We start from the raw sequence: 13007 nt of genomic DNA, 5'->3' as shown, positions 1-13007 counted from the left end.
AAGGTAATTTAATGAAATTAGTATCACGCTATACCGATATTGCAGAGCAATTTTCCATAGTCGATAGACCGAGTCCAGTTGGCGAACCTTCGCTGTTGTTATTTAACGAGGCTGTGGCTAAACAGTTAAGTATTGATGTTTCATCAGAGCAACAAGCCGCAGTGTTTAGTGGTAATCAAATAGACTCAACTGTAGCGCCTATTGCGCTGGGCTATTCTGGCCATCAATTTGGCCACTTTTCACCTCGCTTAGGTGATGGGCGCGCGCATTTACTTGGGGCTGTTGCTGATCAACAAGGGTTACTTTGGGATATCCAGCTAAAAGGCTCTGGGGCGACACCGTTTTCTCGTGGTGGTGATGGCCGTTGTGCTATTGGTCCGGCAATACGTGAATACATAATGAGTGAAGCAATGCATGCATTAGGTGTGCCGACAACTCGATGTTTAGCGGTCGTCGCAACGGGCGAAACCGTTTACCGGCAACCACCGCAACCTGGCGCGATTGTGACTCGAGTTGCATCAAGTCATATCAGAGTAGGGTCATTTCAGTATTTAGCAACGCAAGGTGATGTTAAAGGTTTAAAAGCCTTGGCTGATTTGGCAATTACACGACATTATCCACATATACAAAGCTCGGGTCCTGAGCGTTATTTAGCCTTCCTAAGAGAAGTAATTAAAAAACAAATAGAGCTAGTTGTGAGCTGGATGCGGGTGGGTTTTATTCATGGTGTCATGAATACAGACAACACGCTTATTAGCGGTGAAACCATTGATTATGGCCCGTGTGCGATGATGAATAGTTTTGATTTTGATACAGTATTTAGTTCTATCGACCGCCAAGGCCGCTACGCTTTTGGCAATCAACCCAATATTGCTAACTGGAATTGCGCACGGTTAGCTGAGAGTTTAATGCCGTTAATAAACGAAGATGATGAACAAGCCGTGGCTTTACTGAGTCCTTTAATTAATAGTTTTGCAGAAAAGTTTAATCACGCATTTACTGAAATGTGGGCGCAAAAGCTAGGATTGGATGGGCATGATCTACAAGATAGTAAGTTAGTGGCTGAGTTATTAGCATTGTTAAAAGATAACTCTCTTGACTATACCAATACGTTTGACAGTTTAACGAAGTCGTTGAAAGAAGATATACCAATTCCTTCAGTATTATCGTCTTGGTCTGAAAAGTGGGTTCAAAGGACGCACAAACAAAGTTATTCAATCATGCGAAAAGCCAACCCAATGTTGATCCCGCGTAACTATATGGTAGAAAAAATCTTAAAAGACTTTGCTGAATCCAACCACAGTCCCATACTAAGCGAATACTTACAAGCACTGCAAAACCCCTATACTCAAAGCATCAATGAGTCATGGAATAATCCAGCTTCAGATGAAAAAGGTTACCAAACTTTCTGTGGTACTTAATACGCTGGGTTGCATGAAAACATGCTTGTGTAGCATCAATATGAGTTTAGGTAATGAATTATTATTGGCTAAATGCTCTTAGTGGCAATTATTAACTGTTATTTATAGACATTTATTGCAAATAAACACGGTTACTACTTGTTGATTCAAAATTAAGCAATATAATGCTAATAAGGGTTTTAAAATCTGTATCGCTAACTTGAAACAAGTGGTGATACGTTAAATATTTGAATTTATATGTTTATTGTAAGTTTAAAGTGCTGCGTTTGCGTAGGTTAGGTAAAGTTTTTTATCTGGTCTATACTGATTAGCGCTTTTATTCTAAAAATACTTTTATAAAAAACACCATGAATGTGTTTTCGTTAAGTAATGATTAACAAAAGATTCTGTACTCTGGTAATACTTAATTAGGCTAGGGTCACTTAGCTACAATTTTAATTGTGAAAATGGGAAGGAAACAATGAAATTAAAATCTCTTACTATTGCTTTGGCACTAGCTGCAACTAGCGCTTCAAGCTTCGCGGCTGAAAAAGAAGGTTTCTTTATCGGCGCATTTGGTGATTACTATGACGCTTCTTGGGAAAATGTTCGTGGTAGTGCCGGCACTAACGTTGATGATTCAACAGGTTGGGGTCTTGAACTAGGTTATCGCTTTAGCGATTACTGGAGTGCACGTTTAGAGTATGCTGATATGGACTTTGATATTTCAAGTTCAAATCCAGCAATGACAGCAACAAGCCTTGAAGGCGATCGTTTAGGTGTCGATGCACTTTATCACATCAATGGCGGTCCTTTTTACGGCATCGTTGGTCTTAAAAACGTTGATGCAATGGAAAGCCTTACATTTGCTAACGTAGGTGCTGGTTACCAACATTATTTCACTGATAACTTCGCGTTCAACGCAGAAACATCAATCTTCCAAGGTCTTGACCGTGGTTACACAGATGTTGGCGCTAAACTAGGTCTAAGCTACTTGTTTGGCAACCAAAGCTCATCTTCTGCACCAGTAGAAGCAGCGCCAGTAGCAGCGGTTGTTCCAGTTGCTGTAGCTCCAACAGACAGCGATAACGACAATATCCCTGATGCAGATGATCAGTGTGCTAACACACCGATGACAGATGCAGTAGACGGCACTGGTTGTACTTTATATGAAGATCGTGAAGTAACTAAAAGTTTAGTTGTTACTTTCCCTAACAATACATCTAAAGTTTCACAGAAATATTTAGACGATATTGACGCAGTGGTTGCTTTCTTAAATGAACACCCAGGTACAGAAGTACTTCTAGAAGGTCACTCTTCAGCTGTAGGTAAAGCAGACTACAACAAGTGGTTATCTAAGAAACGTGCAGATGCTGTTGCAGCTCGTTTAATTGCAGATGGCATTGATAAAGACCGACTAACTACTGTTGGTTTAGGTGAAGAACGTCTTAAAAATGAAGCTAACACGGCAGCAGCACATGCTGAAAACCGTCGTGTTGAAGCACATGTATCAGTGATTGAACGCGTTAAAGTTAAGCGTTAATTTATACTGTTTTAAAAACCCAGCATTTGCTGGGTTTTTTTATGCCTGTTATTCAGCGATGAGCAATTTATACCAACTCGCAATAATACTTAATCATTTTGAGGGGCTAAATGTGTCGCTACCTGCGTTAAAAAATTCTCATTTAGAACAACTAAATAGCAAATTTTTTGCCTTGCTACCAACACGTTTTTCCACCCTCAAAGTAGATCACTTTATTAAGCGAATTGGCATTAGATGATATCCTTTCACTTTTCAATATTTACTCAGTTTGTCGGATGTTTGCTTTGCTATGCCGATTTTAATCTTACCTAAACATACTACGCTTCACCATTAGAATGCTCCAAATCCTTGTTACTAGGATAATTGTTCACACCTAAGAGTACTTTATCTGAATAAAGTCCTTTTGATTATACTAAAAAGGCTGACAATAAACTCATAAAAAAAGCTTTATAATTAAAGGTTTATGCATAAGTTAGTTATTTAAGCGCTTTTATTGCGAATTTTTTATTAAGTCAACGTTCATTTTTGCTTGACGCCTAATTGTAAGAGGCTAAAATTACGTATGTTTAATATATTTTAACAAATGTTATTTTTTGTTACCATGGAGGGTACGGTGAGCTTCGCTCTCTTCTATTTTAGGTAACTTTATAGCAGTGAGTAAGGCATTTTCATGAAATTACCTCTATTAATACCTGTCCTTTTTAGCGCAACAGCCTATGCAACCCCTAACCCTTCTTTTAGTGAAGTCCGTATAGGTTTTGAAACCATAGGCTACAGTGAAACCCTAAACGATGTAGCAGGCTTTGGCCAGCTTAGCCAATCGATAGATGTTACTAACCCAGCAATACGCCAGCTTTCGTACACAGGGATAGATGATGATTGGGGTTTTTATGTTGAAAGTGCTGCAACAATCTCGACCGATATTGCAACTGAAACCTGGTATATGGGGGAGTTCGGTGCTATTCAGCAAAATGCATTTAAACTCAAAGCCAATGAGATTGGTTTTAAAGGAGCTTATAATTTTTCACAAGCAATACAATTCACATTAGGTACAAAGTTTTTCACTTCCAGCTTCACACGTTCAAACTTTTCTTTTGTACAGCCTGGTGCAGATTCATTTGATAAGGCCTTAATTGCTATTTCAGATGATCCTACTAACCCGGCACGCTTTACCTTACCAGGTATGGAAGGTGGGCAAACAGGTTCACAACAAAATTACTCCTCTCAACTGCGTCCGGTTATATCAGTATCTGAAGATCAAATGGGCATTTTGCTGACTTTAGGTGCTCGCTATGACAGCCGCCTAAAAGACAGTTTTAATAAATATAGCTGGTATCTAGAAGGCGAACTAAGCAGCCCTATGTACTCTGAAATTCAGAACACTCAATTTGAAACAACAACATTAACTGACAGCTTTAATGGTTGGGGAGTGTTTGCCAGAGCAGGTATGCGTTATCAGGTTATGAATCACATTGCGATTCTAGCTGGCATAGATGCGCAATATAAATCACGCGATATTGTTACCGAAAATCTTGAAAATGGCCAACGTTTAAGAGTACCAGAAGTTGAATACAGCAATGTTTCATTCACTCTTGGCGCACAGTGGAGCTACTAATGAGAAAACTATTACTCGTAACTATTTTTATGGGAATCACATTGAGTGGTTGCAAAACGATTGAGTCAGTTCAAAAAGATCTTGCAGGCTTGGCGGGTGAACAAGCAACACCTGAGCAACAACAAGCCGCTTTTCAAAAAGCAGAACAAGCTTTTGGGGAAGCATTAACGGCCTATAACCTTATAAAGTCTGAATCGCTCGCAGAATATGATATTGAAAAAGTAAAGGAAGCGCAAAAAATCTGGCAAGTGCTTGAGGCCGAGTTTGAAGAACTAAGGCTTACGCCAGATCGTGCGCTTGATAGTGCATCATTATTTTCATCAGATACGGTTGCTGATGAAGTAATGGAGCAATGTCAGCAAGTTATCAGCCTTGTAACTGCTGCTAACCTTTCAAAAGATCGTATTACAGCTGTATTAAAGCCTGTGAGAGAAGAGTTTGCAGTGCTTACTCAAATTGACGCAAAAATTCACTTTGAAAAACGTTATACCGTCTTAGAGCAGAGACATGAAGAGTTAAAAGAGTTACTAATTGAAGGTGAAGAATCACAAGTAAGACAGTATGTTCCTCAACTTTTAGAGCAGCTTACAGCACTGGAAAAGGATGCTGTTGTGCAGTTTTATTTTTCAGAGCACATTCGCAAAATCTATCAATTAGCCGATTCTGATAAGCCCGACGTGTTCCCTGTTGTATATAGCGATGTTAAGTCTCAGTTAGAACAAGGCCAGAACTATGCCAAGAGTAATTACCGAGATTACGACAACATTAAGCTTGAAGCGAATTTAGTGGCACATCAAATAAAACGAATTAATAGCCTTTTCAATGAATACTTAAAAACAAAAACAGCATTAGATGATAAAGATATTGAAAGTAAGTTACTTAAATTTGAGTATGAGCTAGCTGAATTAACTGAAGCTGTTGGTTTAGGAGATTTAAGACATCTATCATTCACTGAGCAATTACAGCAGATTAAAGCCGCGTTGTAATACATATTTAATCTAAAGTCGTTTAGGGCGGCTTTTATAAATTTAGGGATGTCACTCACAGGCTTCCCTTTATAATGAGGGATAAAAATGGACTTATTTAATAAAAAGCTTCGTGTAGGTATTTTTACTGGAGCATTACTTTTAGCTGGCTGCGGTGGTGGTGGCGGTGATGAGGGCACTCCTACACCTGCACCACCTCCTGTAACTAATGAAAGCCCTACAGTTAGCCAAACTACTATTGAGGATGCACTTGAGCAAGAAGCGTTAACATTAAGCGCTACTGCTTCAGACAGTGATGGTAGTATCGCATCTTACAGCTGGAGCCATGATGCCAGTTTTGAGTTTACCAGCAGTGGCTTAAGTACTGCTGAAGCTACATTTACCTCTCCTGATATTACAGAAGATGTAACGGTTAACTTTACTGTTACAGTGACAGATGATGACGGTGCAACCGCTTCATCAACACAAGAAGTCCTTATTAAACGCAAAGTCTCAAATGTTACTATTACTGGTATCGTGACAGATGAACCTATTGCCAATGCTGAGCTTGAGATTGTGGTTGGTAGTGAGTCTTTCAATGTTCAAGCTGGTGATAATGGTCGTTACACTGCAGTGTTAGATATTGATGAATCATCAGCTAAAAAGCTAGTAAGAGTTAAAGCAAAAGGATTAGATACACTCAATCCAGGTGTGGAGTTTGTATCGCAATTGAGCTCAGTCGAAAAACTTCTCGCGCAAGCAGGTGACGATAAAACTCTCGATAGTAATGATAATTTTGGTGTAAATATCACCAATGTTACCACTGCTGAATTTGCACTTTTAACTCGTGGTGGTACGGAACCAGAAAGTGAAGAGGAACTCGATAGTGCCCTGTTAAATGTCGATGCGGATGAAAAAATTCAGTTAGCAACTCTTATTAAAATTGTAGTCGACAACCCAGACTATTCTTTACCAGAAGGTGTTAATAGCACACTAGAGCTTGTTGCAAACGAGCAGGTAGCAAAGCAGTTTGAAGAAGAAGTAACAGAGAAAGACCCTGAAATCATCGAAAAAACTAAAAAAGAAATTAAAGAAGATGATGATCTAGTAACTGGTGCGACAGGTTCGCTAGAGGGTAATTACATTATTAACTCACCTCGCTACCACACAAATACAGCGTTTCACTTAAGCCTAATGGCAGATGGTAGCGGGCAGTTTAGCTCTAATACCAGTAGCGCAATTACTTGGTCTGAAAGTGCCGGTGTGTATACATTAGAGTTTGATAAACAGGTTACGATTTATCAAAATTCAGATGCTGAAAGCTCAGAGTCTTTAGTTTTAACAGGGCTTAGTTTCATAGTATTAGCTGAAAACGATGTATTTAGAACCATTGAGATCACGCGTTCAACAGAGCGAATGATAGTTGATAGAAATTCCGGCTCAGTCACAATGACGACTGAAGAAGATGAAACGTACACTACGAATCTAATATATAAAAATAAAACCATTTCATTATTGGCTGAGCAGCTTATAGGTGAGTGGGCATTTCATGCGTATGAGAATGATTACGATACTAGTGACGAGCCTGACCTACCTGAAACCCTGCAATTCTATGCTGATGGTACGGGCGATGTTGGTGGTAACAGCAGCGAAGCATTTACTTGGCAACTAAATAGCCATAGCTTAACTGTTAATTATGATGAAGATGGTGAAACAGGGCAGCTTGAGCTTTGGTTTACAAAAGCACTAAGTGGCGGATATCAATTAGTTGGTCTTGATAGAAGCTTTGATGAGCCGAGCGACACCCTAACAGGGTTATTAATCAAAAAACAAGCCGTTACCACGACGAATGAAGATTTAGTTGGTCGCTGGCATGGGTTTATAGGCACGTCTCAATCGTATGATTTGAATATACATAGCGATGGCACAACCATGATTGGTTTGGGTATTACTGACTGGCAAGGGCATTTAGAGGATGGTCAGTTTACACGTAAGCGCTTCATTTATAACAATGAGGTTGTTACATCATGTGAAGGCTTTGATACAAGCTGTTACCTTAATAGTGAAATGATTCATGAGTTTATTAGTATTGTTGATAATCTTTTTTATATAAACCGAACTATCAATTACTACTTACCAAACGGTGAGATTAGCTCTAAAGACGGCGCAATATTAGTTTATGAATATAGTAAAGACTTAACCTACAGCGCTTTCACCGAAGAGCTATTAGAAAATTACACTGAATTTTATTCAGCAGATGGACAGACCGACAGAGTTTATGCTGAATATGACGAAAGCGGTAATGTGACATACGCTGTAGAAGTAGAAGGCCAAACTTATTTCGGTGCAACTTTTAATGACGGTGTATTAAGTTATGACCGTAATGGTGAAAAATGGCATTTCGAACTTGTTTCATCAGATACCGATAGCATTGTTGTTTGCCACTATAAAGACGGCGGTACATGTAATGCTGCATCAAAAATGACTTACTTACCAAAGCGCCCTAAAGTTACCCTTACTGCTAACTCAAATGGTAATGGTGAAATTTCACCCGCATCACAAGAGTCATTTTTGTATCAAAAAGTTGGGTTCGAAATCATTCCTGACGATGACTTTGTTTTAGACTCAATCGAAGGCTGTGAAGGTTATATTGAAGGTAGTCATTATATTGCGTTCGCTGGAAATATGGATTGTGAAATTAATGCGACCTTTAAAGAGCAGGAGGAGACTGTCGGTAAGTTTATAATTGGCAATCAAGACCTTTATTATGCAAGTGCATATACAATTGAGCTTAAAGATGATCAAACCGGAACATTAACTTATAACGATAAGGTTGATGTGGTTTGGACTGAAAACTCTGAAGGAGTACTTGAAATTACTCCACAGCAAGAGTTTATTCTTAATGAATTCCAAAATATAGAATACCAAGAAGGTTCTCCGGTTGAAGTGGCTTACAAAAATATTGCTACTAGCTTGAGATTAATCCCGCGACAGGTTAAAGGAAGTAACTGGTATGAGTTAGAACAGACTATCGAACAATATAAAAATGATGTATTTGTAGAACAATCAGAAAGTTCATATGAGGTTAACAAAACGTCGCTCGATCAACGTTTGGCTATCATGGCTGATGATATCGCAGGTGATTGGTCTGTAGATTTAGTGAGTGAGCGTACGGTCTACAATGTTACTTTCAATCCAGATGGCACAGGTACTTCCCACGATATAAGTGATTTATCAGTAGAAAACTTTACATGGCAAGTACTTAACAATTCAATAGTGCTTGACTTAACGGGTTCTGATACAGAAACTCTTTTTGTCACTAAAGATTTAAATGTGGGCTACCAGGTAGTTACCCAAGGCATGTTTGAAGATGAGCAATATACAGATGCTGGAATTATGGTGCGTCGTAACGAGCAAGCAATCTCAGCTGATAACTTTGCCGGGCGTCATCAGTTCAGAGATGGTCATGATATCGACTCTCACTGGGCTGAAATGCAAATCTACCAAGATGGTGAGGTTTTCTTTACTACAGGCACAAGTTCGTATCAAAAGGGGTTTGAGGGCGGTCACTTAATCCGTGATTTGTATTATGACACAACGGATGGTAACTGGCAGAAAGTTGACAGTTGTGACATATCTTCACCGGATTGTCGATTGTATGGTGAGTTTAAATATACGCTAGTGGCAATCGATGGTGAGCGTTACTATGTTGAGCGTACAACACATTTTTATGATGATAATCAAGTTACAGATTCTACTTCACATTTATACATTCATGATTACAGCCCTTCAACAAAGGTCGATAAATTGAATGAGTATGATTTAGACTATATTAGCCTTTATCAAAATGATAGTAATGGCATTGCTCGCTGGTTTGTTACCTATGGTGATTACGATGAAGCCCAAGATAAACAACACTACACTTTCCAAATTGATGATGCTGAGCCGGTAAATGTTGAGCTGATTGACGGTAAATTAGAGCTTATACTTGATGGTCAAGATACCGTTATTGAGTTAATCGATAACAATCGCCGTGATATTACTTTCTGTAAGTACTTAAAGGGTAATAGTTGCCAGGTCGGTGATGAAGTGTATTTATCATTTGATGCGCCAGAGCACACGATATCAGTAAATAGCGATGGGAATGGCTCATTAGCTGTAGGAGATGAGAGTATTGTTGAGCATGGCTCGAATTGGTCGACATCTATTGAGCCAAATTCAGGTTATGTGCTTGATAGTATTTCAGGTTGTGACGGCTATGAAGACGGCAGTGATTATAGAGTCCCTTATGTGAAAGAAAGCTGCCAAATTGATGTAACCTTTAAAGAGTTTGTTCCGTTATCTACTCAAGCAAATATTACAGATCCTGCACTTGCAATGTGTGTTGATAATTCAGGTGAAACAAGCTTAGAAAGTGTGATTGAATTAAATTGCCGGTGGAATGGTGAGATTACGTCTTTAGAGGGGTTGGAGGCGCTACCTAACTTACAAATTTTACAGCTTGCATACTTAAACATCGGCACTCACCTTGATTTATCTGCTTTAGAGCAGCTTACTGAGTTTGTAATTGGTTATAACACAAACTCTGAACAGCAAAAACAAATAGAAACAGTTCAATTTTATGACTCCAGCCTAATTACTCGTTTAGAGTTGAGAAATCAAAATATTTCAGATATTGACTTATCTGCATATACGGCACTGCAATATTTGAGTTTGTATTATAACCCGTTGACTCTGATCGACTTATCAAATCAAACTCAGCTAGTTAATTTGGACTTGCAAGGGACTGAATTAAGCCAGTTGGATTTAACCTTTAACACTCAATTAGAGTATTTAAGTCTTAATGGCAGCAGTAGCTTAACTGAACTCAATATTGGGCATTTAACAGAGCTAAGAAATGCGTTTTTATGGGGGCAAGCAGGGGTAACAGAGCTTGACGTCACCAATTTAACTAAATTAACTCGCCTTGATATTGGTAGAATGGGGATTTCAGCGATTAATCTAACAAATCTCGTCAATTTAGAGAGTCTTGGCATCGCGTACACCTCGATAAGTGATTTAGATTTTTCAGCGTTACAAAGCTTATTTTCATTAAATGTCGAAGGTGTTGAGCAGTCACTTGTGCCATGGTCACAGGCGTATCACATATCAGGTTTAACGATAGGTGGAGCTAATTATACCAGTTTTGACTTCTCACCTTTTACTAGTTTAACAAGACTGCAAATGTCTCAATCTGGTATAAATGACTTATCGTCTATTGCAAACCCCGAGCTAATTTTATCACTGGATTTGTTTAACAATTATCAGCTTGAACAGCTGAACATTAGTGAGATGACATCTTTATACTGGCTTCAGGTAAATAACTCTCCAATTTCTATACTAGATTTTAGTACTAATAGCAATTTAACAAACGTCTACATTAGACGGAGTGCATTAGAGACAATTAGTGGAATAGAAGCTATTGCTGATAAATCAGCAAGGATCAATTTTGATAATAACCCGTTAAGCAGCGATACTGTCAGTTATTTAGATGATTTACGTGATAACCAAGGTTATTATAATATTTCGTATTCAGTAAACTACAGCGTTACTGTGAATGTAACTGGTAATGGCACTGCTAGTGAATCTAGCTTTACTTTGTCAGATGGTGAAAGCCGCGGGATAAATTTATACCCTGACACTGGTTATGAAGTTGCAAGCGTAACAGGCTGTGATGGTACTTGGTACTCAGCTGATTATTACGAAGTGGGACCGTTAACTTCGTCATGTGAAATTGATATAGAGTTTGTTGAAGCAATTCCACTTGCAGAAAAAGCAGGGATTACCGACCCTGCATTTGCTCAGTGTGTTAATAATTTAGGTTATAGCCGCTTAGATGATGTGACTGGCTTAAATTGCTCTTTGAATAGCAGCGGGCAAATTCTTTCAATTGAGGGGATAGATTCTTTTACCAACTTAGAGTCAATATATTTTGATAGGCTTGACATATCTGGGCCGCTGGATCTACCAGCGCTTCCTAACCTTAAACGCATTGATATTAAAAACTCTAATATAACAGCGCTGTTAGTAGATGATCCTAGTATAATCACGCAGCTTTACTTAACGTCAATATCACTGCCTAATTTTGATGTTTCTGAATACACTAACCTTGAACGGTTAGAACTATCGGAAAATAATTTAGGAAGTATAGACTTAAGCCAAAACACAGCACTAAAGCACTTATTAGTTACCTATAATAGCTTAACTGATATTGATTTGAGCAATAATGTAGAGCTTACTTTTTTGCGCCTTGCTGATAATGAGTTAACGTATTTAGATCTTAGTAATAATATTAATATTAAAGAACTTCATATAGCTTTTAACCAACTTACCTCAATGGACTTAAGAGGGTTAACGCAATTATATTACCTTAACGCTGAAACTAACATGCTTACATTCATTGATCTTAGCCAAAATACCTTGTTAAATGAAATAGATCTTTCCAGTAATCAGTTAACCGATATTGACATCTCTAGTATCAGTGAATTAATAGTTTTACAAGTTAACTACAATCAATTAACTTTTATTGATTTAAGCAATGCAAATGAGTTAAGAGAGCTTTATATAGCGGAAAATGAATTAACTGAGTTGAACCTTGAAATGAACCCTGATTTAACTCGTTTACATGCGTGGAGTAACAGCTTAGCTTCTATAGATTTAAGTAATAATACAAAGCTTTTAGAGGTGAATGTTCGTAATAATTCATTATCGAGTATTGATTTAAGTAATAATATGAGTATTGATGAACTAAATATACGTAAAAACCAACTTACTACCGTTGATTTAAGTAATCTAACTAAACTAGTTTATTTTTATGCACAGGAAAATCTTCTAACTTCGATAGATATCAGTAACAACACTGAGCTTGAAAATGTGAATATTGATAGTAATTTACTTCAGCAAATAGACACAAGCAACAATGTCTTGCTTACAAGGCTGTCATTAAATAATAATGAGATTAGTGACATAAGTGGTTTGGAGTTTATAGTTGATAAAACAGCCTATATAAGTTTTCGAGGAAATAACTTATCAGCAGAAGCTATATCTTATATACAAGGTTTACGAGATGGTCAAGGCTATACGAATATTCAATTTGATATGTCTGTTGCAGTTAATATAATAGGTAGCGGTAGTGTAGGTGAAGAAAACTTCACACTTAATGAAAATGAAACTAGAGATATATATTTATACCCAGATACGGGTTATGAAATAGGCTCGGTGACAGGCTGTGATGGTACGTTAGAGACAGGCTATTATTCTGTAGGTCCGCTAACAGCATCATGCGAAGTTAATGTTGAGTTTGTAGAGACAACACCATAAGTTTATTGAATACCTTTTGTAGTTGATAAAACGACCACGCCACGTGGTCGTTTTTATTTTTAAATTAAAAATTCAATAAAACCCGCATTTAGATCTTACTTTTATACTTTTAAACTCCTTTAATT

The 13007-nt window shown here is 38.0% G+C and carries 5 protein-coding genes; all 5 read left to right on the top strand.

Annotated features, from left to right (window positions below; genetic code table 11):
• The first annotated feature begins 11 nt into the window (after positions 1-11).
• The 5 genes from ACHUE3_RS13670 (at position 12) to ACHUE3_RS13650 (ending at position 12882) form a co-directional block, all read left to right on the top strand.
• Positions 12-1421, top strand: a complete 1410-nt coding sequence (locus ACHUE3_RS13670; protein ID WP_394192946.1) for a protein adenylyltransferase SelO — start codon at positions 12-14, stop codon at positions 1419-1421.
• Between the two features lie 460 nt (positions 1422-1881).
• Complete coding sequence (locus tag ACHUE3_RS13665) at positions 1882-2943, top strand: OmpA family protein (protein WP_394192945.1); 1062 nt, start codon at positions 1882-1884, stop codon at positions 2941-2943.
• Positions 2944-3613: 670 nt separating this feature from the next.
• Positions 3614-4558 (top strand): autotransporter outer membrane beta-barrel domain-containing protein, encoded by a 945-nt coding sequence (locus ACHUE3_RS13660; protein WP_394192944.1) that lies wholly within the window; start codon positions 3614-3616, stop codon positions 4556-4558.
• Positions 4558-5544 (top strand): hypothetical protein, encoded by a 987-nt coding sequence (locus ACHUE3_RS13655; protein WP_394192943.1) that lies wholly within the window; start codon positions 4558-4560, stop codon positions 5542-5544. The genes ACHUE3_RS13660 and ACHUE3_RS13655 overlap by 1 nt, the downstream gene beginning before the upstream one ends.
• Before the next feature lie 87 nt (positions 5545-5631).
• Positions 5632-12882, top strand: coding sequence for a leucine-rich repeat domain-containing protein (locus ACHUE3_RS13650; RefSeq protein WP_394192942.1), 7251 nt, complete (start codon positions 5632-5634; stop codon positions 12880-12882).
• The last annotated feature ends 125 nt before the right edge of the window (positions 12883-13007 follow it).

The sequence above is a fragment of the Pseudoalteromonas atlantica genome (assembly GCF_043641955.1).
GTDB lineage: Bacteria > Pseudomonadota > Gammaproteobacteria > Enterobacterales > Alteromonadaceae > Pseudoalteromonas > Pseudoalteromonas atlantica_A.
The sequence above is the reverse complement of the archived record's forward strand: the minus strand, read 5'-3'. Positions and strand labels throughout refer to the sequence as shown.

Coding starts and splice junctions, on each gene's coding strand:
- ACHUE3_RS13670 (WP_394192946.1), top strand. CDS start 12: ATGAAATTAGTATCACGCTATACCGATATTGCAGAGCAATTTTCCATA.
- ACHUE3_RS13665 (WP_394192945.1), top strand. CDS start 1,882: ATGAAATTAAAATCTCTTACTATTGCTTTGGCACTAGCTGCAACTAGC.
- ACHUE3_RS13660 (WP_394192944.1), top strand. CDS start 3,614: ATGAAATTACCTCTATTAATACCTGTCCTTTTTAGCGCAACAGCCTAT.
- ACHUE3_RS13655 (WP_394192943.1), top strand. CDS start 4,558: ATGAGAAAACTATTACTCGTAACTATTTTTATGGGAATCACATTGAGT.
- ACHUE3_RS13650 (WP_394192942.1), top strand. CDS start 5,632: ATGGACTTATTTAATAAAAAGCTTCGTGTAGGTATTTTTACTGGAGCA.